Origin of the sequence: Citrobacter sp. CtB7.12 (assembly GCF_001297795.1) — a bacterium.
Classification (GTDB): domain Bacteria; phylum Pseudomonadota; class Gammaproteobacteria; order Enterobacterales; family Enterobacteriaceae; genus Citrobacter_A; species Citrobacter_A amalonaticus.
Genome location: NZ_LIFT01000007.1, coordinates 137,205 through 161,706 on the forward strand (window position 1 = coordinate 137,205; position 24,502 = coordinate 161,706).

At 56.5% G+C, this 24,502-nt stretch carries 25 protein-coding genes; 15 read left to right on the forward strand and 10 right to left on the reverse strand.

Annotation, left to right across the window (positions count from 1 at the left end; genetic code table 11):
* Positions 1 to 55 precede the first annotated feature (55 nt).
* The 3 genes from AOY24_RS10970 to topB all read left to right on the forward strand — a co-directional run bounded on the left by AOY24_RS10970 (position 56) and on the right by topB (position 3,718).
* Positions 56 to 607, forward strand: coding sequence for an NAD(P)H nitroreductase (locus AOY24_RS10970; protein WP_043000914.1), 552 nt, complete (start codon positions 56 to 58; stop codon positions 605 to 607).
* 116 nt (positions 608 to 723) lie between these two features.
* Positions 724 to 1,767: a selenide, water dikinase SelD gene (gene selD / locus AOY24_RS10975; RefSeq protein WP_043000913.1), complete on the forward strand. Its 1,044-nt coding sequence runs from the start codon at positions 724 to 726 to the stop codon at positions 1,765 to 1,767.
* A 4-nt stretch (positions 1,768 to 1,771) separates the two neighbouring features.
* A complete protein-coding gene (gene topB, locus AOY24_RS10980; RefSeq protein ID WP_054176625.1) occupies positions 1,772 to 3,718 on the forward strand; it encodes a DNA topoisomerase III in 1,947 nt (648 codons plus the stop codon).
* Between the two features lie 17 nt (positions 3,719 to 3,735).
* On the opposite strand, the gene gdhA is transcribed toward topB, so the two are convergent.
* On the reverse strand, positions 3,736 to 5,079 hold the full coding sequence (gdhA, locus tag AOY24_RS10985) for an NADP-specific glutamate dehydrogenase (RefSeq protein WP_044254857.1): 1,344 nt from the start codon (positions 5,077 to 5,079) through the stop codon (positions 3,736 to 3,738).
* A gap of 252 nt (positions 5,080 to 5,331) precedes the next feature.
* Here gdhA and AOY24_RS10990 point away from each other — a divergent pair, with 252 nt between their 5' ends.
* Complete coding sequence (locus AOY24_RS10990) at positions 5,332 to 5,592, forward strand: YnjH family protein (protein WP_172961335.1); 261 nt, start codon at positions 5,332 to 5,334, stop codon at positions 5,590 to 5,592.
* Here the strand turns inward: AOY24_RS10990 and AOY24_RS10995 are convergent.
* Positions 5,552 to 5,965, reverse strand: coding sequence for a pyrimidine (deoxy)nucleoside triphosphate diphosphatase (locus AOY24_RS10995; RefSeq protein WP_044327844.1), 414 nt, complete (start codon positions 5,963 to 5,965; stop codon positions 5,552 to 5,554). The genes AOY24_RS10990 and AOY24_RS10995 overlap by 41 nt on opposite strands.
* A 78-nt stretch (positions 5,966 to 6,043) precedes the next feature.
* Between AOY24_RS10995 and AOY24_RS11000 the strand changes: the two genes are divergently transcribed.
* Both AOY24_RS11000 and AOY24_RS11005 read left to right on the forward strand, forming a co-directional pair.
* Positions 6,044 to 6,613, forward strand: a complete 570-nt coding sequence (locus AOY24_RS11000) for a carboxymuconolactone decarboxylase family protein (protein ID WP_044254855.1) — start codon at positions 6,044 to 6,046, stop codon at positions 6,611 to 6,613.
* Positions 6,606 to 7,223: a CDP-alcohol phosphatidyltransferase family protein gene (locus AOY24_RS11005; protein ID WP_054176626.1), complete on the forward strand. Its 618-nt coding sequence runs from the start codon at positions 6,606 to 6,608 to the stop codon at positions 7,221 to 7,223. Before AOY24_RS11000 ends, AOY24_RS11005 begins: the two co-directional genes overlap by 8 nt.
* A 39-nt stretch (positions 7,224 to 7,262) precedes the next feature.
* Here AOY24_RS11005 and AOY24_RS11010 read toward each other — a convergent pair whose 3' ends face one another.
* The 6 genes from AOY24_RS11010 to xthA form a co-directional block, all read right to left on the reverse strand.
* Positions 7,263 to 8,570: a rhodanese-like domain-containing protein gene (locus tag AOY24_RS11010; protein ID WP_054176627.1), complete on the reverse strand. Its 1,308-nt coding sequence runs from the start codon at positions 8,568 to 8,570 to the stop codon at positions 7,263 to 7,265.
* A gap of 87 nt (positions 8,571 to 8,657) precedes the next feature.
* Positions 8,658 to 9,290, reverse strand: coding sequence for an ATP-binding cassette domain-containing protein (locus AOY24_RS11015; RefSeq protein WP_044265474.1), 633 nt, complete (start codon positions 9,288 to 9,290; stop codon positions 8,658 to 8,660).
* Positions 9,290 to 10,825: an ABC transporter permease subunit gene (locus tag AOY24_RS11020; RefSeq protein ID WP_054176628.1), complete on the reverse strand. Its 1,536-nt coding sequence runs from the start codon at positions 10,823 to 10,825 to the stop codon at positions 9,290 to 9,292. Before AOY24_RS11020 ends, AOY24_RS11015 begins: the two co-directional genes overlap by 1 nt.
* Positions 10,798 to 11,961 (reverse strand): ABC transporter substrate-binding protein, encoded by a 1,164-nt coding sequence (locus AOY24_RS11025; RefSeq protein ID WP_044254841.1) that lies wholly within the window; start codon positions 11,959 to 11,961, stop codon positions 10,798 to 10,800. Before AOY24_RS11025 ends, AOY24_RS11020 begins: the two co-directional genes overlap by 28 nt.
* A 2-nt stretch (positions 11,962 to 11,963) precedes the next feature.
* On the reverse strand, positions 11,964 to 12,638 hold the full coding sequence (locus AOY24_RS11030; protein WP_044254837.1) for a TVP38/TMEM64 family protein: 675 nt from the start codon (positions 12,636 to 12,638) through the stop codon (positions 11,964 to 11,966).
* 9 nt (positions 12,639 to 12,647) lie between these two features.
* Positions 12,648 to 13,454, reverse strand: coding sequence for an exodeoxyribonuclease III (gene xthA, locus AOY24_RS11035; protein ID WP_043001945.1), 807 nt, complete (start codon positions 13,452 to 13,454; stop codon positions 12,648 to 12,650).
* 445 nt (positions 13,455 to 13,899) lie between these two features.
* Here xthA and AOY24_RS11040 point away from each other — a divergent pair, with 445 nt between their 5' ends.
* The 7 genes from AOY24_RS11040 (at position 13,900) to ves (ending at position 21,500) form a co-directional block, all read left to right on the forward strand.
* Positions 13,900 to 15,120, forward strand: coding sequence for an aspartate aminotransferase family protein (locus tag AOY24_RS11040; RefSeq protein WP_054176629.1), 1,221 nt, complete (start codon positions 13,900 to 13,902; stop codon positions 15,118 to 15,120).
* Positions 15,117 to 16,151 carry an arginine N-succinyltransferase gene (gene astA, locus AOY24_RS11045; protein WP_054176630.1) on the forward strand — a complete coding sequence of 345 codons (1,035 nt, stop codon included), beginning with the start codon at positions 15,117 to 15,119 and terminating at the stop codon, positions 16,149 to 16,151. The genes AOY24_RS11040 and astA overlap by 4 nt, the downstream gene beginning before the upstream one ends.
* Positions 16,148 to 17,626 (forward strand): succinylglutamate-semialdehyde dehydrogenase, encoded by a 1,479-nt coding sequence (astD, locus tag AOY24_RS11050; RefSeq protein WP_054176631.1) that lies wholly within the window; start codon positions 16,148 to 16,150, stop codon positions 17,624 to 17,626. Before astA ends, astD begins: the two co-directional genes overlap by 4 nt.
* The gene (gene astB / locus AOY24_RS11055; protein WP_054176632.1) at positions 17,623 to 18,966 is read left to right on the forward strand and encodes an N-succinylarginine dihydrolase; all 1,344 of its coding nucleotides are present in this window, start codon (positions 17,623 to 17,625) and stop codon (positions 18,964 to 18,966) included. Before astD ends, astB begins: the two co-directional genes overlap by 4 nt.
* Positions 18,959 to 19,927: a succinylglutamate desuccinylase gene (gene astE, locus AOY24_RS11060; protein WP_054176633.1), complete on the forward strand. Its 969-nt coding sequence runs from the start codon at positions 18,959 to 18,961 to the stop codon at positions 19,925 to 19,927. The genes astB and astE overlap by 8 nt, the downstream gene beginning before the upstream one ends.
* Positions 19,928 to 20,271: 344 nt before the next feature.
* Positions 20,272 to 20,757: an ATP-independent periplasmic protein-refolding chaperone Spy gene (spy, locus tag AOY24_RS11065; RefSeq protein WP_043000896.1), complete on the forward strand. Its 486-nt coding sequence runs from the start codon at positions 20,272 to 20,274 to the stop codon at positions 20,755 to 20,757.
* 167 nt (positions 20,758 to 20,924) lie between these two features.
* On the forward strand, positions 20,925 to 21,500 hold the full coding sequence (gene ves / locus AOY24_RS11070; RefSeq protein ID WP_043000895.1) for an environmental stress-induced protein Ves: 576 nt from the start codon (positions 20,925 to 20,927) through the stop codon (positions 21,498 to 21,500).
* Here ves and cho read toward each other — a convergent pair.
* Both cho and nadE read right to left on the reverse strand, forming a co-directional pair.
* A complete protein-coding gene (gene cho / locus AOY24_RS11075) occupies positions 21,460 to 22,374 on the reverse strand; it encodes an excinuclease Cho (protein WP_080721763.1) in 915 nt (304 codons plus the stop codon). The two genes, ves and cho, sit on opposite strands and share 41 nt — an antisense overlap.
* Before the next feature lie 93 nt (positions 22,375 to 22,467).
* Positions 22,468 to 23,295, reverse strand: coding sequence for an ammonia-dependent NAD(+) synthetase (gene nadE, locus AOY24_RS11080; RefSeq protein ID WP_044254823.1), 828 nt, complete (start codon positions 23,293 to 23,295; stop codon positions 22,468 to 22,470).
* A gap of 219 nt (positions 23,296 to 23,514) precedes the next feature.
* Here nadE and osmE point away from each other — a divergent pair, with 219 nt between their 5' ends.
* Both osmE and chbB read left to right on the forward strand, forming a co-directional pair.
* Positions 23,515 to 23,859 (forward strand): osmotically-inducible lipoprotein OsmE, encoded by a 345-nt coding sequence (gene osmE / locus AOY24_RS11085; protein WP_043000893.1) that lies wholly within the window; start codon positions 23,515 to 23,517, stop codon positions 23,857 to 23,859.
* Positions 23,860 to 24,153: 294 nt separating this feature from the next.
* A complete protein-coding gene (gene chbB / locus AOY24_RS11090) occupies positions 24,154 to 24,474 on the forward strand; it encodes a PTS N,N'-diacetylchitobiose transporter subunit IIB (RefSeq protein WP_042319411.1) in 321 nt (106 codons plus the stop codon).
* Positions 24,475 to 24,502: the final 28 nt, after the last annotated feature.

The window sequence follows — 24,502 nt, forward strand, 5'->3', positions numbered from 1 at the left end:
AAAATCTGCTCTCGTGTTAATTTTGTGAATATTCACCCTGACAGGAGTTAACCAAATGGATGCACTTGAATTACTTGTTAACCGCCGTAGCGCTTCTCGCCTGGCCGAGCCTGCACCTGCCGGTGAGCAACTGCAAAATATTCTCCGTGCGGGCATGCGCGCGCCGGATCATAAGACCCTGCAACCGTGGCACTTCTTCGTTATCGAAGGCGAGGGGCGCGAACGCTTCAGCGCGGTGCTGGAAAAGGGGGCGATTGCCGCCGGAAGTGATGAAAAAGGGATAGAAAAAGCGCGTAGCGCACCGTTTCGCGCGCCTCTTATCATCACCGTGGTCGCAAAATGCGATGAAAATCATAAGGTCCCGGTCTGGGAGCAGGAGATGTCTGCAGGCTGCGCGGTGATGGCGATGCAAATGGCGGCTATCGCACAGGGCTTCGGCGGGATCTGGCGTAGCGGAGCCTTAACCGACAGTCCGGTGGTGCGCGACGCGTTTGACTGTCGCCCACAGGATAAAATTGTCGGATTTCTTTATCTCGGCACACCGCAACTGAAAGCCTCCACCACCATTAGCGTGCCGGATACCGCACCTTTCGTGACGAAATTTTAGTTAATCAGGCAAAACTGTCTGGATTCTGAGCAAAGACGCCGGAATTCGGACACTCTCTCTTATCACGTCATGGAATGAGCGCTACCATAGCCCGATTGCAATGACAGGAGATGTCCATGAGCGAGCATGCTATTCGTTTAACACAGTACAGCCACGGAGCGGGTTGCGGTTGTAAAATTTCCCCGAAAGTGCTGGAAACCATCCTGCACAGCGAGCAGGCGAAGTTTGTCGACCCGAACCTGCTTGTGGGAAATGAAACCCGTGACGACGCGGCGGTGTACGATCTGGGCAATGGTACCAGCGTCATCAGTACCACCGACTTCTTTATGCCGATTGTCGATAATCCGTTTGATTTTGGCCGCATTGCGGCGACCAACGCCATCAGCGATATTTTCGCGATGGGCGGCAAACCGATTATGGCAATCGCGATCCTGGGCTGGCCTATCAGCAAGCTGTCGCCGGAAATCGCCCGCGAGGTGACTGAAGGCGGACGCTTTGCCTGTCGTCAGGCAGGCATTGCGCTGGCGGGCGGCCACTCGATTGACGCGCCGGAGCCGATCTTCGGTCTGGCCGTCACCGGCATTGTTCCCACTGAGCGGGTGAAGAAAAACAGCACCGCCGAGGCCGGTTGCAAACTGTTCCTGACAAAACCGCTAGGCATTGGCGTGTTGACTACCGCAGAGAAAAAGTCGCTGCTAAAACCTGAACATCAGGGGCTGGCGACGGAAGTCATGTGTCGCATGAACATTGCCGGAGCGTCATTTGCCAACATTGACGGCGTGAAAGCGATGACCGATGTCACCGGCTTTGGTCTGCTGGGCCACCTCAGCGAGATGTGCCAGGGTGCAGGCGTCCAGGCGCAGATCCGCTATCAGGACATCCCTAAACTGCCGGGCGTCGAAGAGTACATCCGCCTGGGGGCTGTGCCGGGTGGCACCGAGCGTAACTTTGCCAGCTACGGCCACCTGATGGGGGAAATGCCGCAGGCGGTGCGCTCCCTGCTGTGCGATCCGCAAACCTCCGGCGGTCTGCTGCTGGCGGTAACGCCAGAGGCCGAAGAAGAAGTGAAAGCCACCGCCGCCGAGTTTGGCATTGACCTGACGGCGATCGGTGAACTGGTTGAAGCCCGTGGCGGTCGCGCCATGGTTGAGATCCGTTAACCCAATGCTGTTGTTTATTGCCGAAAAGCCGAGTCTGGCGCGCGCCATTGCTGATGTGTTGCCTAAACCGCACCGTAAGGGCGATGGCTTTATTGAATGCGGTAACGGCCAGGTGGTGACCTGGTGTATTGGTCACCTGCTGGAACAGGCGCAGCCTGATGTCTATGACAGTCGTTATGCGCGCTGGAACCTGGCCGATCTGCCGATCGTGCCGGAAAAGTGGCAATTGCAGCCGCGTCCTTCCGTGACCAAACAGCTCAACGTGATTAAGCGTTTTCTGCATGAGGCCAGTGAGGTAATCCATGCGGGAGACCCGGATCGCGAGGGGCAACTGCTGGTGGACGAGGTGCTGGATTACCTGCAACTGGCGCCGGAAAAGCGTCAGCAGGTGCAGCGCTGTCTGATTAACGATCTCAACCCACAGGCCGTTGAACGTGCGATTGAACGTCTGCGCTCAAACAGCGAATTTGTGCCGTTATGCGTGTCGGCGCTGGCCCGTGCCCGCGCGGACTGGCTGTACGGCATCAACATGACCCGTGCGTATACCATTCTCGGGCGTAACGCCGGTTATCAGGGGGTGCTCTCCGTCGGGCGCGTACAAACGCCGGTACTCGGGCTGGTTGTCCGACGCGATGAAGAGATCGAAAACTTCGTTGCCAAAGATTTTTTTGAAGTGAAAGCACATATCGTGACCCCTGCAGAGGAACGCTTCACCGCGATCTGGCAGCCGAGCGAAGCGTGCGAACCGTATCAGGACGAAGAGGGACGATTGTTACACCGTCCGCTGGCGGAGCATGTGGTCAACCGCATCAACGGCCAACCGGCGATAGTCACCAGCTATAACGATAAACGGGAATCAGAATCTGCGCCGTTGCCGTTCTCGCTGTCAGCTTTACAGATTGAAGCGGCGAAACGCTTTGGCCTGAGCGCGCAGAACGTGCTCGACATCTGCCAGAAGCTGTATGAAACCCACAAGCTGATTACCTATCCGCGTTCTGACTGTCGCTATCTGCCGGAAGAGCACTTCGCTGGACGGCATGCGGTAATGAACGCCATCGGCGTGCATGCGCCGGATCTGCTGCCGCAACCGGCGGTAAATCCCGATACCCGTAATCGCTGCTGGGATGATAAAAAGGTTGATGCTCACCACGCCATTATTCCTACTGCGCGCAGCAACAGTATCACGCTGACGGACAATGAAGCGAAGGTGTATAACCTGGTAGCCCGTCAATACCTGATGCAATTTTGCCCGGATGCGGTATTCCGTAAATGCGTGATTGAACTGGATATCGCGAAGGGTAAATTCGTCGCTAAGGCCCGATTCCTTGCCGAAGCGGGCTGGCGAACGCTGCTGGGCAGTAAAGAGCGGGATGAAGAGAACGACGGCACGCCGCTGCCGGTGGTGGCGAAAGACGATGAACTGCTGTGTGAAAAGGGCGAAGTGGTTGAACGTCAGACCCAGCCGCCACGCCATTTTACCGATGCCACGCTGCTGTCGGCGATGACAGGGATTGCGCGCTTCGTGCAGGATAAAGATCTGAAAAAGATCCTCCGTGCAACGGACGGGCTGGGCACCGAGGCCACCCGCGCCGGGATCATCGAACTGCTGTTTAAGCGCGGTTTTCTGGTCAAAAAAGGGCGCTATATCCACTCAACCGATGCCGGGAAAGCGCTGTTCCACTCGCTGCCGGAGATGGCGACCCGTCCGGACATGACTGCCCACTGGGAGTCAATTCTGACGCAAATCAGCGAAAAGCAGTGCCGCTATCAGGATTTCATGCAGCCGCTGGTGGGCACGCTGTATCAATTGATCGATCAGGCGCGCAGTACGCCGGTGCGTCGCTTCCGTGGCATTGTCGCGCCTGGTGGTGATGGTGGAGAGAAGAAGAAGAGCGCGCCTCGTAAACGTGCGGCGAAAAAAAGCCCGCCATCAGCAGAGGCGGGCCTGTAATTCGGTTTGGGGGGGACTTAAATCACACCCTGACCAAACATGGCGTCGGCAATCTTCACGAAGGCAGAGATGTTCGCCCCACGGACATAGTTGGTCTGTTTGCTTTCACCGCCGTACTCGACGCAGGCATGGTGAATATCCAGCATGATGTGGTGCAGACGGGCATCCACTTTCTCCGCCTTCCAGCTCAGACGCGCCGCGTTCTGTGCCATTTCCAGGCCGGAGGTGGCAACGCCACCGGCGTTCGCCGCTTTGCCCGGTGCAAACAGCACGCCGGCTTCGAGGAACAGATCGGTCGCTTCGATGGTGGTTGGCATGTTTGCCCCTTCCGCCACCGCTTTCACGCCGTTAGCAATCAGCACGCGAGCCGCTTCGACGTCGAGCTCGTTCTGTGTGGCACACGGCAGTGCGATATCGACCGGCACTGACCACGGCTGTTTGCCTTCCATATAGGTCAGGCCAAACTCACGGGCGTAGTCCGCCACGCGGCCGTCACGGCTGGCTTTAATTTCGCACAGACGCGCCAGTTTCTCTTTCGTAAAGCCGCTTTCATCCACGACGGTGCCGCTGGAGTCGGAGGCCGTCACCACGCGAGCGCCAAATTCCATCGCTTTTTCAATGGCGAACTGCGCCACGTTACCGGAACCGGAAACCGCTACGCGCATCCCTTCAAAGCCCAGACCATGACGCTTGAGCATCGCTTCGGTGAAGTAGACCAGACCGTAACCGGTTGCTTCCGGACGGATCAGACTGCCGCCGAAGGAGAGCCCTTTGCCGGTAAACACGCAGGCGCTGTTGTTGGAGAGCTTACGCATCATCCCGGCCATAAAGCCCACTTCACGGCCACCCACGCCGATATCACCGGCAGGAACGTCAGTATCCGGACCCAAATGACGGTACAGTTCCGTCATCAGCGCCTGACAGAAACGCATCACTTCGCCTTCACTTTTGCCTTTCGGATCAAAATCGCTACCGCCTTTACCACCGCCCATCGGCAGGGTGGTCAGTGCGTTTTTAAAGGTTTGCTCAAAGCCGAGGAACTTCAGGATCGACAGGTTAACGGAAGGGTGGAAGCGCATCCCGCCTTTGTACGGGCCTATTGCCGAATTGAACTGCACGCGCCAGGCGCGGTTAACCTGGACCTGATTACGATCGTCCAGCCACACGACACGGAACTGAATCACACGCTCTGGCTCAACCAACCGTTCCAGCAACGACATTTCACGATAGCGCGGGTTTTGCTCAATGAATGGCCACAGGGTGGTCATAACTTCACGGACGGCTTGCGCGAACTCGGTTTGATTCGGGTCGCGCTTTTGTACATGGTTGAGGAATGATTCCAGAGAGCATGTCTGATCCATAGATATAAAAACCTCTTATATTTAAATGTGGTTGTAATTGTGTTTTTTGTGGATATGTGTTTGCAGTTTTTGACTATACCATCAGGAATGTGACGGATAGCAAGAAAAAAATGCCGGTGCCAGACAAATTAATAACCAGACGGCTGTCATAACGAAAAACGATGACAGAAGAGAGTAAAGTTTCCCGCGCGGGTTACCGTTATACTAAGAACAGACCCGAAATAGTAAGGAAACCCTATGCGTTTTATCGCGATGGCGGCAGCGTTGATGACACTCTCTTTATCCAGCCTGGCGAACCAAAACCTTCGCCCGGATGTGCAGGTGAACGTGCCGCCGGAGGTCTTCAGTTCCGGTGGACAGCGCGCGCAGCCCTGTAATCAGTGCTGCATTTATCAGGATCAGAATTATTCAGAAGGGGCGGTAATTAAAGCCGATGGCGTGCTGTTGCAGTGCCAGCGCGACGAGAAAACGCTCAGTACGAATCCGCTGGTCTGGCGTCGCGTAAAACCATAAAGGCGTTAAGTAGCGGAATATCAGCGGGGGCGAGCGAATAGTCCAGCGCGACGTGCGGCTCGCACCACACCAGTTGCTGATGCTCATGCGCCATCATTTCTCCGCTGAACGCCGGGACATGCCAGGCATGCAGATGAATCAACCGCCCGGAGACTTCACGCTGGTGGCTGGCAATATAGCGCCCCACCGTGGCCTCAATGCCTAACTCTTCGCGCAGTTCGCGGACCAGCGCCTGCGGCTGCGTTTCGCCCGCTTCCACTTTGCCACCGGCAAATTCCCATAAACCTGCCTGATCCGCCTGCGGCGGGCGCTGGGCGAGCAAAATTTTGCCATCACGTTCAATAATCGCGGCAACAACGTCGAGGGTTTTCATCATATTCGTCAATGTTCAACAGCAGAAAGTGACATACTATCGTCATCTTTGATTGACCTGAAGTCCCAGGAGTCTGCCTTGAACGATCCGCAACCGTGGGTAACGCCGTTGACCCGTCTCCCCGCCAGTCTCAATCCTCTCGTGATGACGCAAAGAAAACACTACGGAGAGGTATTACATCCGACGCGCTGGTGGGGGCGGATGCCGTTTTTGTTCTGGCTGGTGGCGCTGTTTGTCGGGTTTCTTGAGCGTAAACGTGCGCGTCTGACGCCGGTGATGCGGGCATTATTGATGACGCGCGTGTCGCAGGTCTGCCACTGCGCATTCTGCGTGGATGCCAACAGCCTGCGACTGGCAGAGCGTAGCGGCGCGATGGACAAAGTGCTGGCCGTGGCGGACTGGCAGGCATCGTCGCTTTTTACACCAGAAGAGCGCGTTGCGCTGGCTTATGCTGACGCGGTGACCGCCACGCCACCGCGGGTAGATGATGCCCTGAAAGCACAAATGAAGCAGCATTTCAGCGATGACGTTATTAGCGAGATGACCGCGTTGTTGGCTTTTCAGAACCTCTCGGCGCGTTTTAATGCCGCGCTGGATATCCCTTCGCAGGGACTGTGCGACAGTCTCAAAGGAGCGCCGCGTGCTTGACCGGCATCTGCATCCACGGCTTAAACCGCTGCTTCACCGTTGCGCAGGCGGGCTCGACAGGCCGGGGGTTTCCCCGGACGGTCTGACGCTGGTTGGGTTTGGCCTCGGCGTACTGGCGTTGCCGTTTCTGGCGCTGGGCTGGTATCTGGCGGCGCTGGTGGCGATTGTCCTGAATCGTCTGCTGGACGGGCTTGACGGCGCGCTGGCGCGACGCAGAGGATTGACCGATGCGGGCGGTTTTCTTGATATCTCTCTCGATTTTCTGTTTTACGCGCTGGTGCCGTTCGGCTTCATTCTGGCCGACCCACAGCAGAATGCGCTGGCAGGGAGCTGGCTGTTGTTTGCGTTTATCGGCACCGGCAGCAGTTTTCTCGCCTTTGCCGCGCTGGCCGCGAAGCACAATATCGACAACCCCGGCTATGCGCATAAATCGTTTTATTATCTGGGGGGATTGACCGAGGGAACGGAAACGATCCTGGTGTTTGTACTGGCGTGTCTTTTCCCGGAGAAGTTTGCCGTGCTGGCGTGGATCTTCGGCACACTGTGCTGGATGACGACGTTGACCCGCGTCTGGAATGGTTATCTGACGCTGAAGGGGTTACAACAGTGAACGCCGGATGGCGCGCAAGCGCCGCCATCCGGCAATCCATTACAGACTGCTGTCCGGGCCGCGCTCACCTGCGGAGACCGGGTTTTTCGGGTCTTTGCTCCATTCGTACCATCCGCCGTCATAAACCGAGACGTTTTTCCAGCCCATCGCCCGGGCGTACATAAACGTCTCTGACGCGCGCCAGCCGGTGCCACAGTAAAAGGCGACGTGCTGATCCGGCAGAATGTGCCACTGCTTCCACATGCTGGCGATGTCATCTGCGCTGCGCATGGTGCCGTCCGGGTTATGGAAATCTTCCATATGCGTCGAGTCGCTACCGGCATGTCCCCAGCGCGCCCCAGCAATTTCACCTTTTGGCTTGATATAGCTGTAGCCGCTGGTGGTGCCGATAAATTCTGGCCAGGAGCGAATACTGACCAGCGACGCATCCTGACGGTGCAACAGTCCGCGCGCCTGTTCCATATTAAGCATCAGCTGGGGTTGCGCCGGAATGGTCACGCCAAAATCGGGCTCCGGTTTAACTTTCGCAGGCGTGCCGCGCTCGACCGGCAGCCCGGCGTCGGACCAGGTCTGCCAGCCGCCATCGAGCAGACGCACGTCTTTCACTCCGGCATACAGCATGATCTGCGCCACCCGCGCGGCCGCGTAAACATCGCGTCCGTACAGGATCACCGTCGTGTCATGACGGATACCGTGTTTCGCCAGCATCGCTTTCAGACTGTCATCAGGCACTTTGTTCCACAGCGGTTCACTTTCCACCTCGTTGGTGTCGATGTAATCCGCGCCTGGAATATGGCTGAGCAGATAAAACTTCGGCGCACCCCAGGCGGCTTCTATCACTTTCCAGTCGCCGGCCGGTTTCGCGGTGACCGCTTTACCCTGTTGCAGGTCATGCAGCCACTGCGGATAAACCAGTTGCTCGAAATGCGGCAGTCGTTGCAGACGCGCCGGATCCTGCAACGCGTCGCTCAGCGTGGCAACCTGTTGCAGTCCTGCCTTTTTCAGCCGGTTTTTCACCGCCTGCACGTCGCTGTCGTTGCCGTACAGCGCGACAGGGGCGTCGGCCTTCAGTTGATGCTGTTGGATCCAGGTCGCGAGCTGTTCGTCGCTCATGGTATCAAGCCAGCGGGCAGAGAGGTTGAGGGCGGAAGGTTCGTGTCCGGACGGACCGTTTAGTGACTGTGGCCAGCCATTATAAAACGCGGAGGGACGGGTATCGATAGCCGTACCCTGTTTTTGCGCCAGTTGTTGGAAGTTAAGTACCTGCGCCATATCAGCAGCCCAGGTGGAAGCGCAAGCGAGCCCTAAAGCCAGAGCCAGCGCGGTCATTTGAGAAACACGTTTCATCGAATTGCCCGACGTTGAGATAAGAAAGTGCCATTCTGTGCTCGCGGTAGCGGAAAAACTTTGCGTTAACGCAGCATGTAAGCAGTTTCACAAGGCGGAAGATAACGGCAAAACGTGACCGCCCGGCGGAATATCCTGCGCGTCATGGGTGACCTGAACAACGGGAATGTCCAGCCGACGCACTTCATCAAAGACCCACTGACGAAAGTCTGCCCGACGATCAGCATCAAGACGGCTGAACGGCTCATCCAGCAGCAACGCTTTAGGCTGCGCCAGCAGGGCGCGAAGCAGCGCAACCCGTGCGCGCTGACCACCGGATAGCGTGGCGGGATCGCGAGAAGACAATCCCGCCATGCCCGCACGGTCAAGCGCGTGCTGAACCGCATCCTGCCGCGCTGTGCCTTTCAGACTGGCAGGAAGCGCTAATAGCAGGTTTTGTCCCACCGTAAAGTGATCAAACAGCAGGGCATCCTGAAATAAAATACCGATCTGCCGACGGGCGGTGGGGAGCGCATCCAGACGCTGCTCACCCAGCCACAGTTCACCGCGGACATGCAGCGGTGGCGTCAACGCACCCACCATCCAGGCCAGCAGCGAAGACTTGCCGCAGCCGGAGGGACCCATTAATGTGACAATGTCACCTTTTGCCACTTCGAAAGTTAACGGGCCAAACAGCGGGGTCTGATGGAGAAACAGGGAAAGATGGCGAACGGTGAGCATTAGCGCAATCCTTGTCGGCGGTGGCCGACCCATAACGAGAGTCCGGCCATTAGCGTAAACACGACCAGCGGTAACAGCAATTGCCAGAGCGCCTGCGCGGCCAGAATACCGGTACTGCCGCCGCTGCTGAGGGCCACCGCTTCCGTCGTCAGCGTCGGGAAACGGCCTGCGCCCAGCCACAGGGTCGGCATATACTGCGCGATGCTGACGGAGAAACCGACGGCCAGCGTCACGAGTACAGGACGCAAAATCTGCGGACATTTTACGCAGCAAAAGATTTTCATCGGTGACCAGCCCAGCGTCCGGGCAATCAGCAGCAGACGAGGGTCGATGCGTTGCCAGGCCGGTTTCAGGACAAACAACATCCACGGCACCACCCACAGCAGATGTCCCCAGATGAGCGAGGCAAACTGACCGTCCAGTTCAAGATGCAACGCCAGCGCGTATTGGCCCATCACCAGCGGCAGCGCCGGAAGAAGGATTGGCAGCCAGACCCAACGATGTCCGCGCTGCGGTCCCCATTCCAGCCATAGCAGCAAAATGACCAGTCCCAGCACGCTGGCGGCCACTCCGATTGTTACACTGTGGGTTAACGCGTCGAGATTGAGCGTAGATTGCTGCGCCAGAAAGGCCAGTAATACCGTGCAGAGCACTCCCGTCGCGGGCAGCGACAATGACAGCGTTTTCCCCGTTAGGGGCGAAACGCGGTGTTGACGTACGCCACTGACGTCAGGAAGCGTGCGTCGCCAGCTACGCCAGAGCTGATAACCCGCGAGTGCAAAGAGGGCGAGCAGCGCCAGCAAGAGCAGGCTAGCCAGCGCGCCTTTGATCTGCTGTTCGCTGTCTCCCTGACTAAGCCATTGCCAGGAGAGGACCGCCAGCGTCGGCGGATTGCCGGGGCCGAGGATGATGGCAACATCCACCGCCGAAATCGTCCACGCTACCACGGCCAGCATTACGGCTCCCAGTGCGGGGGCGATAGTGGGTAAGATCAACCAGCAGAGCGTCTGTCGGCGGTTGTAGCCCAGCGAATCCAGGACGATGATCTGCTGAGCGAGGCGTTTCTCACTCAGTAAAATGGATAAAATCCACAGCACGAAAGCGCTCTCTTTCACGGCCAGCGTCACGCCCAGCCCGATGCCGTAGCGATCAATCGCAGGCGAGAGAAACGGCAGGGCGTGCCAGAGCAGTCCGCCTTCAGCGAAAAGCAGTAGCGCGGCGCTGGCAAACGCGACATGGGGAATCGCCAGCAACCACGGCAGGCGGGTACTCAACCGTCGCCAGCGTAAGCCGGGCCAGAGCGCCACCACGATTGTTAACGCAATAAACAGCGCGCCAGCGGCGGCGATGAATACCGACACCACGGTCGCCAGCAACGCCTGCGGTAACTGCGGATCGGTAAAAAGAGCCTGCCAGTTCGTCAGTGACAGCGCGGGCGCGATCAGCAACATACCGGCAGGCAGTATTGGCGCATAAATCGCCGCCATGCCCAGCCAGGCGAGAAACATTAGCGCGATCCGTAGCGGCGCAGCCATTCTTGCTCCAGTGCGTTAACCCAGGCCGCATGAGGTTCAGGCAGCACGGCGGGTAGCCCGTCCGGAATGCGCGCTTCCAGCGCGGCCTGTTGTGCGGCGGGCAGTTTTTTCGCATCCAGCACCGACGGATCGCCCCAGACTGTTGGATCGGCCTTACGCAGCTGTGCGTCAGGAGAGAGCAGGAAGTTGGCGACCAGTTTCGCTCCGGCGCTGGCACGGGCGTTAACCGGAATGGCGACAAAGTGCACGTTGCCAATCATCCCCGCGGTAAAACCAAAGCTGTAGCTGTGTTTTGGCAATTCACCGCGGGTGATCTTTTGCTGAGCGTGCGCCGGGTTAAAGGTCAACGACAGGCGCAATGTCCCGCTCTTAAGTAGCGCGTCCATCCGCGCCGGAGATGGCGGGAAATCTTTCCCTTCTCGCCACAGACTCGGATGCAGCGCGTCGAGATAGCGCCACAGCGGCGCGGTTACATCGGCAAAGGTGGCGGCGTCTGGCGCGACGGTGAGCGCGTGCGGATTGTCAGTCAGCGAGATTAATAACTGTTCCAGAAACGCCGTGCCGGTAAAGTCCGGCGGTCGCGGGTAACTGACGGTGCCTGGATGTGCCCGGGCAAATGCCAACAGCGCCTGCGGACTTTGAGGCGGCTGCGGCGTCACGTCGCGATCTGCAATAAACGTCAACTGCGCGCCCCCCCACGGAGACTCAGCCCCGTCAGTGGGAATTGAAAAATCTTCACGTACCGGTTTTTGCGTATCAACATAGCGCCAGTTGGGCAGCGTTTCCGCCCACTGGGTTTGCAGCAATCCAGCCTCTTTCAATGTGCGAAAATTTTCGCCGTTAACCCACAACAGGTCGACAGAACCACCGGTCTTTCGCCCGGCGGCGGCTTCCGTCTGGATGCGCTTCACGGCATCAGCGGCATCGGCGAGACGCACGATTTTAAGATTGACCGCATAGTGGGTTTTCATCTCGCCACTGACCCAGTCAAGATACTGGTTAACGGCGCTGTCACCGCCCCAGGCGTTGAACCAGACAGTCTGGCCTCTGGCCTCATTCTGGATCTGCTGCCAGCGTTGTTCGGCGTGTCCCGGAGCGGCCAGCAACAGACTCGCGAGTAGTAATCCCCAGCGCATAATTACTCCTGAAAAAAATGTGTGACCAGCCAACGGGAGGCCAGTGGTAATAGCCCTAACAGAGCAAAAGCGGTCAGCATAGCGGGAGAAATAATGTCACGTATTGATGTTAACTGGCTTAACTGGCGTCCGGCATTCAGATAAACCACGGTGGCAGGCAGCATCCCCAACTGGCTGACCCACCAGTAGCGGCGCACGCCAACGGTGGTGAGACCTGCAAGCAGGTTGACGACAACAAATGGAAACAAGGGTATCAGGCGTAGCGCAAAAAGATAAAAGACGCCGTCCCGCGCCATCCCGTGATTCACCGTGGCCATATGCCGGGAAAACCGCCGCGCTACCCAGTCACGCAGCAGGTAACGACTGGTGAGCATGGCGAGCGTGGCGCCCAGCGTTGAGGCAAAAGAGACCAGCAACGTGCCTTGCCAGAGGCCAAACAGCGCGCCGCCAAGCAGCGTCAGCAGCGCCGCGCCAGGAATCGACAGCGCCGCGACGACGGTATAGAGCAGAAAATAGAGGCTTGCACTGAGAAAAGGGGACAGGCGTTGCCAGTCCGCCAACAGTGAATGTTCGCGCTTAAGCGTCTCCAGCGTGAGCAGGCCGGGGGGCAACACCCAGAGCACCCCGGCAAGACAGAGGATCAGTGCGCCCGCAAGCCCTATTTTTCTGGCGTTCACGGTTGAGCATCAGACCTTAAATTTCGCCCATACCGGCGCATGATCAGACGGTTTTTCCATGCTGCGAATTTCATAGTCGATACCGGTTTCCAGACAACGGTCCGCCAGCGGCTGGCTTGCCAGCAGCAAATCGATACGCAGACCGCGGTTATCATCAAACCCTTTCGAACGGTAATCAAACCACGAGAATTTGTCGGTGGTTTCCGGGTGCGCGTGGCGGAAGGTGTCAACCAGGCCCCAGTTCAGCAGGCGGTCCATCCATTCACGCTCTTCCGGCAGGAACGAACATTTGCCAGTGCGCAGCCAGCGCTTGCGGTTCTCTTCGCCAATGCCGATATCCCGATCGGACGGACTGATATTCATATCCCCCATGATCAGCACCGGATTGTCGCGCTTCAGTTGGTTGTCGAGATAGTTTTGTAAGTTCTGATAAAACTGCGCTTTGGCCGGGAATTTAATCGGATGGTCGCGGCTTTCACCCTGCGGGAAGTAGCCGTTGATTACCGTCAGGTTGCCCAGCGGAGAGGGGATTTCCGCCATGATGATGCGGCGCTGCGCCTCTTCGCCATCATCGGGAAAACCCCGGCGCACGGCGATGGGGGTCTCTTTGGTCAGCAGCGCCACGCCATAGTGACCTTTTTGCCCGTGGTAGAAAACGTTGTAGCCGAGTTTTGCGACATCTTCGAGCGGGAACATGTCGTCGTGAACTTTTGTCTCCTGCAGGCCAATGACATCGGGTTGGTGTTTTTCGACAATGGCTGTCAGTTGATGTGGTCTGGCGCGCAGGCCGTTGATATTAAAAGAGACAAATTTCATAGTCGCTGCCATTTTACAGGATGAATAGTGCATGGATGGTAGCAGAATTTCCGCAAACTGACTGCCCATAATGGTGAGATTCCGGCAATGGGTGTGAGTGGTGTTAACAATGGGGCAATGCTTGCCCTGTTTTAGGGCGGATTGCGTCAAAATGGCGCAGTAATTTCCTGTAAATTTCGTAGATGATCACATTTCCAGAATTATATCTGGACTGTGCATAATATTGCGGTTTTTCCTCTATTTATTCCTCTTTCACGCAAACATATTCACTTTCTATGCACATATAGTGAATATCGCTGGGCTATAACTCGTTGATTTTCCGTTCCACACACCCGTTTATGCATTTTTTCCACTGGCTGGCACGAAGACTGCAATCTACATTTACAGCGCAAACACTACTTTTTATTAACATATAAATAACTATTTATTTACCGATGAGGTCGCTATGTCTCAGTCAATTACGCGTGAAAATTTTGATGAATGGATGATGCCCGTTTATGCACCGGTGCCTTTTATTCCGGTCCGTGGCGAAGGTTCACGCTTGTGGGATCAGCAGGGTAAAGAGTATATCGACTTCGCGGGAGGCATTGCGGTCAATGCCCTGGGACACGCGCATCCGGAACTGCGTGAAGCGCTGAATGTGCAGGCGAGCAAATTCTGGCACACCGGCAACGGCTACACCAACGAGCCAGCGTTACGACTGGCGAAAAAGCTAATCGACGCCACCTTTGCCGATCGCATCTTCTTTTGCAACTCCGGGGCTGAGGCCAACGAGGCGGCGCTGAAACTGGCGCGCAAATATGCGCACGACCACTACGGCAGCAATAAGAGCGGCATTGTCGCGTTCAAGAACGCCTTCCACGGTCGTACGCTGTTCACGGTCAGCGCCGGAGGACAACCGGCCTATTCGCAGGATTTCGCGCCGCTGCCGCCGGATATCCGCCACGCCGTCTACAACGACATTAACTCTGCCAGCACGCTGATTGACGATACCACCTGTGCGGTCATCGTCGAACCGGTGCAGGGGGAAGGGGGCGTTGTACCTGCAACCCAGGCCTTCCTGCAAGGGCTTCGCGAGCTGTGCGATCGACATAATGCGTTGCTGATTTTTGATGAAGTACAGACTGGCGTGGGGCGCACCGGCGAACTGTACGCTTACATGCACTATGGCGTGACGCCGGATCTGTTGACTACCGCCAAAGCGCTGGGCGGCGGGTTCCCGATTGGCGCGCTGTTGGCCAGTGAAAAATGTGCCAGCGTGATGACCGTCGGGACACACGGCACAACCTATGGCGGTAATCCGCTGGCGACTGCCGTTGCCGGGAAATTACTCGATATCATCAATACGCCTGCGATGCTGAACGGGGTGAAACAGCGCCATGACTGGTTTGTGGAGCGTCTGAACGCCATTAACCTGCACACCGGACTGTTCAGTGAAATCCGCGGTCTGGGACTGCTGATTGGCTGCGTGCTGAATGATACGTTCGCCGGAAAAGCCAAACAGATTTCCCAGGAAGCGGCGAACGCGGGCGTAATGGTGCTGATTGCCGGGGGCAACGTGGTGCGTTTTGCACCGGCATTGAACGTCACGCAGGAAGAGGTCGCCAGCGGGCTCGACCGTTTTGCGCTGGCCTGCGAACAGATTAAAGCCGGAGGTTCATCATGATGGTGATCCGTCCCATTGAGCATGCTGATATTAGCGCGCTGATGCAACTGGCCAGTAAAACCGGTGGTGGGCTGACCTCATTACCCGCGAATGAAGCCACGCTGGCGGCGCGTATTGATCGCTCCCTGAAAACCTGGCGGGGCGAATTGCCGAAAAGTGAACAAGGCTATGTCTTTGTGCTGGAGGATCTGGAAACCGGCACTGTGGCGGGGATTTGCGCGATTGAAGTCGCCGTGGGGCTTAACGACCCCTGGTATAACTATCGCGTAGGGACGCTGGTGCATGCTTCAAAAGAGCTGAACGTTTATAACGCGCTGCCGACGCTGTTTCTCAGTAACGATCACACCGGCAGCAGTGAGCTGTGCACGCTGTTCCTCGATCCCGACTGGCGCAAAGAGGGCAACGGCTATTTGCTGTCGAAATCGCGCTTCATGTTTATGGCCGCGTTTCGCGACCATTTTAATGAAAAAGTGGTCGCGGAAATGCGCGGCGTGATCGACGAGCACGGCTATTCCCCGTTCTGGCAAAGCCTGGGGAAACGCTTTTTCTCGATGGAGTTTACGCGAGCTGATTTTCTCTGCGGTACCGGGCAGAAAGCGTTTATCGCCGAACTGATGCCCAAGCATCCGATTTATACCCACTTCCTCTCTGACGAGGCGCAGGCAGTCATTGGCGAAGTGCACCCGCAAACCGCTCCGGCGCGCGCGGTGCTGGAGAAAGAAGGGTTTCGCTATCGTAACTACATCGACATTTTCGACGGTGGCCCGACGCTGGAGTGTGATATCGACCGGGTGCGGGCGATCCGCAAAAGTCGGCTGATAGAGGTCGTCGAAGGGCAGCCCGCAACCGGTGATTTCCCGGCCTGCCTGGTGGCGAATGAAAACTACCACCACTTCCGCGTCATGTTGGTGCGCGCCGATCCTCATACAGAAAGGCTGGTACTGACCGCCGCGCAGCTGGATGCCCTGAAATGTCACGCAGGCGATCGGGTTCGTTTTGTCCGTCTCTGCGCAGAGGAGAAAACGGTATGACTTTATGGATTAACGGTGACTGGGTGACCGGTCAGGGTGAACGTCGGGTGAAGAAGGATCCTGTGCAGGGCAACGTGCTCTGGGAAGGTCACGATGCCGATGCCGCGCAGGTGATGCAGGCGGCTCGTGCTGCCCGCACCGCGTTTCCGGCCTGGGCCAGACGCCCCTTCAGCGAGCGGCAGGCGATTGCGGAAAAATTCGCCGGGCTGCTGGAGAGCAATAAAGCGGATCTGACCGCCATTATCGCCCGTGAAACCGGCAAGCCACGCTGGGAAGCGGCGACGGAAGTGACGGCGATGATCAACAAAATCTCGATTTCCATCAAGGCCTATCACGCCCGCACCGGCGAGCATCAGAGTGAGTTGCCCGACGGCGCGGCGACGCTTCGTCACCGCCCGCATGGCGTGCTGGCGGTATTTGGCCCTTATAACTTTCCGGGACATCTGCCGAACGGACACATTGTGCCGGCACTGCTGGCGGGTAACACCATCCTCTTTAAGCCCAGCGAACTGACGCCGTGGACCGGAGAAGCGGTGATGCGGCTCTGGGAACAGGCCGGTCTACCGAATGGCGTGCTGAATCTGTTGCAGGGCGGTCGGGAAACAGGACAGGCGCTGAGCGCGCTGGATGCTCTCGACGGACTGCTGTTTACCGGCAGTGCGAATACGGGCTATCAACTGCATCGCCAGCTTGCCGGACAACCGGAAAAAATCCTTGCTCTCGAAATGGGCGGCAACAACCCGCTGATTATTGAGGATCCAGAGGATATCGATGCGGCGGTGCACCTGACTATTCAGTCCGCGTTTGTGACGGCGGGACAGCGCTGTACCTGCGCACGTCGCCTGCTGGTAAAAAAAGGCGCGCAGGGTGACGCATTTCTCGCCCGGCTGGTGGCCGTCAGCCAGCGTATCCAGCCAGGTCGCTGGGACGATGAGCCACAGCCGTTTATCGGCGGTCTGATCACCGAACAGGCGGCGCGTCATGTGTTTGATACCTGGCAACAGCTTGAATCTCTCGGCGGACAGACGCTGCTGGCGCCGCGTTTGTTACAGGCCGGTACCTCACTGCTGTCACCTGGCATTATTGAGCTGACGGGCGTGGCAAATCTGCCCGATGAAGAGGTCTTCGGTCCGCTGCTTGGCGTCTGGCGCTATGAGCGTTTCGACGAGGCGATCGCGATGGCCAATAACACCCGCTTTGGTTTGTCATGTGGACTGGTTTCGCCCGATCGTGCGCAGTTCGACCAGTTACTGTTGGAAGCACGCGCGGGGATCGTCAACTGGAACAAGCCGCTCACCGGCGCTGCCAGCACCGCGCCGTTTGGTGGCGTAGGCGCTTCCGGAAACCATCGCGCCAGCGCGTGGTATGCCGCCGATTATTGCGCCTGGCCGATGGCCAGTCTGGAATCCCCGGCGCTGACGTTGCCAGCCACGCTGAGCCCCGGCCTCGATTTTTCGCGTGAGGAGTCCGTATGAAAGCACGTGAGGTCAATTTCGATGGGCTGGTAGGGCTGACGCATCATTATGCCGGGCTGTCGTTCGGCAACGAGGCGTCCACCCGGCATCGTCATCAGGTTTCAAATCCCCGTCTGGCGGCGAAACAGGGACTGCTTAAAATGAAGGCGCTGGCGGATGCGGGATATCCGCAGGCGGTGATCCCGCCGCACGAACGGCCGTTTATTCCTGCATTACGCCAGCTGGGATTTAGCGGTAGCGATGAGCAGGTGATTGAGAAAGTGGCGCGTCAGGCGCCGCACTGGCTCTCCAGCGTCAGCTCCGCATCGCCGATGTGGGTAGCCAACGCGGCGACGGTGGCGCCGTCGGCGGATACGCTGGATGGCAAAGTGCACCTGACGGTCGCGAACCTCAATAATAAATTCCACCGTTCACTCGAGGCGCCCACCACGGAGGCGTTGCTGCGGGCGATCTTCCGCGATGAACGTTATTTCGCCGTGCATTCCGCGCTGCCGCAGGTGGCGATGCTCGGCGATGAAGGGGCGGCTAACCATAATCGCCTCGGCGGGGAGTATGGTGAGCCGGGAACGCAGCTGTTTGTCTACGGGCGTGAAGAGGGCAGCAATACGCGACCTTCCCGCTATCCGGCGCGTCAAACCCGTGAAGCCAGCGAGGCGGTAGCTCGCCTGAATCAGGTGAATCCACAGCAGTGTATTTTTGCTCAGCAGCATCCGGAGGTCATCGACCTTGGTGTGTTTCATAACGATGTAATTGCGGTCGCGAACCGGGAGGTGCTGTTCTGTCATGAACAGTCCTTTGCGAGACAAAATGAGGTTATGAATCAACTGCGCGCCCGGGTGCCCGGCTTTACCCCTGTTGTGGTGCCAGCAGCTGACGTGTCGGTGCCGGATGCGGTCGCGACGTATCTGTTTAACAGTCAATTGTTGAGCCGCGATGACGGTTCGATGATGCTGGTCCTGCCACAGGAGTGCCGCGAACACGCGGGCGTATGGCGCTATCTGACGAACCTGCTGGAAGCCGATAACCCGATCCGCGACATGCGGGTGTTTGACCTGCGTGAGAGCATGTCAAACGGCGGTGGGCCAGCCTGCCTGCGGCTGCGAGTGGTGTTGACCGCAGAAGAATACCAGGCGGTCAATCCGGCGGTAATAATGAATGACGTTCTGTTTACGACGCTCAACGACTGGGTGGATCGCTACTATCGCGATCGCCTGACCGCCGCGGATCTCGCCGACCCGCAACTGCTGCGTGAAGGGCGCGAAGCGCTGGATTCACTGACTCAACTGTTGCAGCTTGGTTCTGTCTATCCGTTCCAGCAATCGGGAGGCGGGCATGGATGATTTCCTCGCCGCCACGCTGGCGGGAACGATGCCGGAGGTTCGGGAAGGCGAAGGCGCGGGATTTCGCTGGCATTGGGTTGACGCCGGTATTCTCGAACTCACCCCCGTCACGGTGACCGACCGTGCGCTGGTGATCTCCGCCGGTATTCATGGCAACGAAACCGCGCCGGTGGAGATGCTCAATACGCTGCTGTTGGCGTTGTCTAAGGGGGAGATAACGCTACGCTGGCGGCTGTTGGTGATCCTCGGCAACCCACAGGCGCTGGCTGCCGGGAAGCGCTACTGCCACAGCGATATGAACCGGATGTTTGGCGGGCGCTGGCAACAGTGTGCCGAAAGCGGTGAGACGCAGCGCGCACGTCAACTGGAACAGTGTCTGGAAAATTTTTATGCGACGGGCACGGAGTCGGTGCGCTGGCATCTCGATTTACATACCGCCATCCGTGGTTCTTACCATTTGCGCTTCGGCGTGTTGCCACAGCGTCCCATCCCCTGGGATGAGACGTTTCTTGGCTGGCTGGGTGCCGCAGGACTGGAAGCGCTGGTGTTTCATCAAACGCCGGGAGGCACGTTTACCCACTTTAGTGCTCAACACTTCGGTGCGCTCGCCTGTACCCTGGAGCTTGGCAAAGCCTTGCCATTCGGTCACAACGATCTCCGCCAGTTTGCGCCGACGTCTGCCGCGCTGACCTGTTTACTGTCGGGGCAAATTGACCAGGCAGACGGCACTCCGCCAGTCCGCTATCAGGTGGTGTCGCAGATCACCCGACGCAGCGACGCATTTGTACTGCACATGGACAGCCAGACGCTCAACTTCACTCCCTTTACCGCCGGAACGCTGCTGGCGGAAGAGGGCGACGAGCGCTTTGTCGTCACTCATGACGTGGAATACGTTCTTTTTCCCAACCCTGGCGTGGCGCCGGGATTACGTGCGGGCCTGATGCTGGAGAAATTGCGCTAACCTGTTTCCCGCAGGCGAGGGCCTGTGGGTGTTAATTTATCGTGCGCCAGGAAATTAATCCGGACTATTCCTGGAGAGCTGCTTTATTTATCATCAGCGCTCAGGTATAGTTCTTCATATTCCCTGCAAAATCATGCTGTTGTCATTTTTTCTTTCAACTCTTCGCAATAATTTCTTTTTTTCTCCACAATTGGCGAAAAAATGTTTTTTACACTTTCATTGTTTTACTGATGCTCTGACTAATTGACGATTAAGCCGTTAAAGTTAATCTCGTCAACACGGCACTGTACTTCTTCATAAGTGACAAGAAAGCCGTAAAATAACTGAAAGGAAGGATAAAGATTATGCGTAAATTAACTGCACTGTTTGTGGCTTCAACTCTGGCACTGGGCGCTGCGAACCTGGCTCACGCAGCGGATACCACCACCGCGGCACCGGCAGACGCCAAACCGATGATGCAGCATAAAGGTAAATTCGGCCCACATCATGACATGATGTTTAAAGACCTGAATCTGACCGATGCTCAGAAACAACAGATTCGCGACATCATGAAAGATAAGCGTGACCAGATGAAGCGTCCGCCGGTTGAAGAACGCCGCGCAATGCACGACATCATTGCCAGCGATACCTTCGATAAAGCGAAAGCAGAAGCGCAGATTACGAAGATGGAAGAACAGCGCAAAGCGAACATGCTGGCACACATGGAAACGCAGAATAAGATCTACAACATTCTGACCCCGGAACAGAAAAAACAGTTTAATGCCAATTTTGAGAAGCGTCTGACAGAACGTCCGGCGCGTGACGGTAAAATGCCTGTACCTGCTGAGTAATCGCTGAGCAGACTTATTCGAAGACCGCCGGTCTTGTCCATCCTCTCCACTGAGGCGATGGACAGGATCGGCGGTTTTTTCTTTTTCATACCCTATGGAAAATCATCATGGCTGCCGATAACGACGTTGTGCTTTATTATGCCGCATAATGTTTATCAGGAGCGATGATGGAATACTTTGATATCCGCAAGATGCCGGTCAGTCTCTGGCGCAACGGTGCTGGTGAAACGCGTGAAATTTGCTGTTTTCCTCCGGCGACCCGCGATTTTCACTGGCGTGCCAGCATTGCTTCTATCGCCGGTAATGGCGAGTTTTCGCTCTTTCCTGGTATCGAGCGGGTGATTACCCTGCTGGAAGGCAGCGAAGTGACGCTGGAAAGTCAGGGCGCCTTCAGCCATACCCTTAAGCAGCACCAGCCGTTTACCTTTGCCGGCGAGCGTGTGGTGAAGGCCAGACTGACGGAAGGACAGATGTCGATGGATTTTAATATCATGACCCGGCGTGACTCCTGCCAGGCGAAAGTGCGGGTGGCCGACCGAACCTTTACCACGTTTGGCTCACGCGGCGGCGTGGTGTTTGTTATTAGCGGAGCCTGGCAACTGGGCGATAAACTCCTGACTGCCGATCAGGGCGCCTGCTGGCACGACGGAAAACATACGCTACGGCTGTTGAAAGCAGAAGGGAAACTGTTATTCAGCGAGATCACCTGGCTGCAGGGGTATTCCCCGGATTCAGTTCAATAATTTCACAGGTTCCGGCAACGAGCGGCTTACAGAGAATCTTGTAACCGTCATGATCAAAACCGGCTGGCGTCTGGACCAGCGTCGCCGCATCCTCCAGCGTATCGACCGCTCCCAGCCACAGCCAGTTGTTAATGACGTGATACTGGGTCATTTGCGCACGACTCTCTTTGAGCGCAATGGCGTTTTTCCACGGCCAGCAGATAACGCGCAGTTTTTCCAGCGATGCCTGCAAACGGGCGTCGTGCTCCTGTGGCGATTCTTTATTACAGCAGACGCCAGCGCAGCGTTTTAGCGCAGCGCGAAAGCAGGCTCGGCCACGGCTCAGGGGTTCAAGACCCAGTCGCCCGTAACACAATTTTTGTTCGTCAGCGAGTGACTGTAAGGCGGCAAGCGCGGCGCGGCGGTTGGCAAAAAGACCGAACAGATCCGGAGCGTGGGAGAAATCAACGTCACGCGAATAGACGACATCCACTTTTCCATCCCGGAGCGTTAATGCGCAGAGTTGGCGGTTGCGGCGCAGGCGTTTATTAAATAGCGGCTGTTGCTCTTTAATCAGCCGTGCCTCGAGTAATAGTGCGCCGATTTCACCGGCGGTACCGATCCAGGAGATACGCCTGGACTGGCGCAGCATGGCGGCTTCTTCCGGTGTGCGTAAATGCGACAGTACCCGACTGCGGATATTGACACTTTTACCAATGTAAAGTGGCAGGGTGTCGCTTTCGCTGTGAAACAGGTAAACACCAGGCACGCTCGGGAGCGACTCCAGGAAAGGGCGCAGATGTTCAGGATATTCGTAAACTGCTGCTGCTTCAAACTCAAGACGAGGAACTGATTGACGCCGTGCCACGGTAAACTCCGGATGCTGGTTATGCATCCAGTATAGCAGTGCTATTACGATGAAAAAAGAGAGGGCGTGGGCGACTGCGGCGCGAAAGCCGGATGACGTTGCCATCCGGCCGGTTCATGCTTACTGTTTCCAGAAGTCATCAAACACGGTAATCGGCGGACGGCGTTTATGCTCTGTCTTCAGATACCAGCCTTCAATGATTTTCGCGATAGCGGCATCCACCGCTTTTCCTTCCAGATAGTCATCAATATTCTCATAGGTCACGCCCAGCGCGGCTTCATCCGGCAGAGAAGGGCGATCGTCTTCGAGATCCGCGGTGGGTGTTTTCTTATAAAGGTGCTCCGGGCAACCTAATGCCGCCAGTAGTTGTTTCCCCTGGCGCTTGTTGAGGCGAAACAGCGGGTTAATATCCGTACCGCCGTCTCCGTATTTGGTGAAGAAACCGGTAATGGCTTCCGCCGCATGATCGGTACCCACCACCACGCCGCTGGTCATGCCCGCGATACTGTACTGTGCTTTCATGCGCTCACGGGCTTTTTCATTGCCACGAACGAAATCGCTCAGTTCAATACCGGCTTCACGCAAAGCCTGTTCGCTCGCCAGTACCGCACCTTTGATATTGACGGTCAGCACGCGGTCCGGCTGGATAAAGTCGATGGCGTCCTGACAATCCTGCTCATCAGCCTGAACGCCATAAGGCAGGCGAACGGCGATAAACTGCAGTGCGTCGTTACCGGTCTCAGCACGCAACTCGCTAATGGCGGTCTGGCAAAGTTTGCCTGCCAGAGTCGAGTCTTGTCCTCCGCTGATGCCCAGCACCAGACTTTTCAGGAAGGGATAACGTTGCAGATATGCCTTCAGGAAATCCACGCTGCGGCGAATTTCCTCTTCTGGATTAATGTGCGGTTTTGCACCAAGCGCTTTGATGATCTCGTGTTGCAGAGTCATTTACCCCCTCCCCAATGTATAAAGAATAAAATCAGACTGTGTTAAAGCTAACCCTTTGCTGTGAAAACGACAAGTGAACGCAGGCTGAGTGGCGCTTAAAACGACATCCTGCCGTCTGAACGGAATCTGGCAAAATATTCGCGTGCTAAGCGTTAGCTTGAAAAATGTCAAAATGTATTCCAGGCTTATATAACACGCTGATAAACAAGAGGACGGAAAATGAACAGGACTATTGCAGGAATTTTCAGTGCAGCAGCTGTATTAACGATGCTGGCAGGGTGTACGGCGTACGACCGTACCAAAGACCAATTTGTCCAGCCTGTGGTCAAAGATGTGAAAAAAGGCATGAGCCGCGCGCAGGTTGCACAGATTGCCGGAAAACCGTCGTCTGAGGTGAGCATGATCCATGCTCGTGGTACCTGCCAGACCTACATCCTGGGTCAACGTGATGGTAAAGCAGAGACCTATTTCGTGGCGCTGGATGATACCGGTCATGTGATCAACTCAGGCTACCAGAGCTGCGCTGAATACGATACCGACCCGCAGGCAGCGAAGTCACAATAACTGTCTACTGCCTGTACAAGTCAACGAACCGGCCCCTGGCCGGTTTTTTTGTAACGAAGATGATCTTATTTATTGATGCGAATTATTTACCCGAAGTGTGAAGGGGGTCATAACGCCAGGTCAATGAGAGACAATTTAGTTGGTCAAGGAAATACCATCAGCAGGTGCGATGCCGTATACTCATTTCAGACACAGAAATAAGTTTTCGGTTACGCAGGTTATCCAGAGCATAGAAGCAGGTAGAGACTTGCGGCGTGGCTGGTTGACAGATAATCGCACATGAGGAAGGTCTGAATGGAAAAGAAACACATTTATCTGTTTTGCTCTGCGGGTATGTCTACCTCTTTGTTAGTGTCAAAGATGCGCGCGCAGGCAGAAAAGTATGAAGTCCCGGTTATTATTGAAGCATTCCCGGAAACCCTTGCCGGAGAAAAAGGACCCAATGCTGACGTTGTATTATTAGGTCCACAAATTGGTTATATGTTGCCCGAAATTCAGCGTTTGTTACCGAACAAACCTGTAGAAGTGATTGACTCGCTGCTGTATGGCAAAGTCGATGGTTTAGGCGTGCTTAAGGCTGCAGTTGCAGCAATTAAAAAAGCCGCTGCAAATTAATATTTTAAATTTTCCCGTCAAAGAGTTA

Bases quoted from the DNA above. Each gene is read 5' to 3' on its own strand.
- AOY24_RS10970 (WP_043000914.1), top strand. From the start codon at position 56: ATGGATGCACTTGAATTACTTGTTAACCGCCGTAGCGCTTCTCGCCTG.
- selD (WP_043000913.1), top strand. From the start codon at position 724: ATGAGCGAGCATGCTATTCGTTTAACACAGTACAGCCACGGAGCGGGT.
- topB (WP_054176625.1), top strand. From the start codon at position 1,772: ATGCTGTTGTTTATTGCCGAAAAGCCGAGTCTGGCGCGCGCCATTGCT.
- gdhA (WP_044254857.1), bottom strand. From the start codon at position 5,079: ATGGATCAGACATGCTCTCTGGAATCATTCCTCAACCATGTACAAAAG.
- AOY24_RS10990 (WP_172961335.1), top strand. From the start codon at position 5,332: ATGGCGGCAGCGTTGATGACACTCTCTTTATCCAGCCTGGCGAACCAA.
- AOY24_RS10995 (WP_044327844.1), bottom strand. From the start codon at position 5,965: ATGAAAACCCTCGACGTTGTTGCCGCGATTATTGAACGTGATGGCAAA.
- AOY24_RS11010 (WP_054176627.1), bottom strand. From the start codon at position 8,570: ATGAAACGTGTTTCTCAAATGACCGCGCTGGCTCTGGCTTTAGGGCTC.
- AOY24_RS11015 (WP_044265474.1), bottom strand. From the start codon at position 9,290: ATGCTCACCGTTCGCCATCTTTCCCTGTTTCTCCATCAGACCCCGCTG.
- AOY24_RS11020 (WP_054176628.1), bottom strand. From the start codon at position 10,825: ATGGCTGCGCCGCTACGGATCGCGCTAATGTTTCTCGCCTGGCTGGGC.
- AOY24_RS11025 (WP_044254841.1), bottom strand. From the start codon at position 11,961: ATGCGCTGGGGATTACTACTCGCGAGTCTGTTGCTGGCCGCTCCGGGA.
- xthA (WP_043001945.1), bottom strand. From the start codon at position 13,454: ATGAAATTTGTCTCTTTTAATATCAACGGCCTGCGCGCCAGACCACAT.
- AOY24_RS11040 (WP_054176629.1), top strand. From the start codon at position 13,900: ATGTCTCAGTCAATTACGCGTGAAAATTTTGATGAATGGATGATGCCC.
- astA (WP_054176630.1), top strand. From the start codon at position 15,117: ATGATGGTGATCCGTCCCATTGAGCATGCTGATATTAGCGCGCTGATG.
- astD (WP_054176631.1), top strand. From the start codon at position 16,148: ATGACTTTATGGATTAACGGTGACTGGGTGACCGGTCAGGGTGAACGT.
- astB (WP_054176632.1), top strand. From the start codon at position 17,623: ATGAAAGCACGTGAGGTCAATTTCGATGGGCTGGTAGGGCTGACGCAT.
- astE (WP_054176633.1), top strand. From the start codon at position 18,959: ATGGATGATTTCCTCGCCGCCACGCTGGCGGGAACGATGCCGGAGGTT.
- spy (WP_043000896.1), top strand. From the start codon at position 20,272: ATGCGTAAATTAACTGCACTGTTTGTGGCTTCAACTCTGGCACTGGGC.
- ves (WP_043000895.1), top strand. From the start codon at position 20,925: ATGGAATACTTTGATATCCGCAAGATGCCGGTCAGTCTCTGGCGCAAC.
- cho (WP_080721763.1), bottom strand. From the start codon at position 22,374: ATGCATAACCAGCATCCGGAGTTTACCGTGGCACGGCGTCAATCAGTT.
- nadE (WP_044254823.1), bottom strand. From the start codon at position 23,295: ATGACTCTGCAACACGAGATCATCAAAGCGCTTGGTGCAAAACCGCAC.
- osmE (WP_043000893.1), top strand. From the start codon at position 23,515: ATGAACAGGACTATTGCAGGAATTTTCAGTGCAGCAGCTGTATTAACG.
- chbB (WP_042319411.1), top strand. From the start codon at position 24,154: ATGGAAAAGAAACACATTTATCTGTTTTGCTCTGCGGGTATGTCTACC.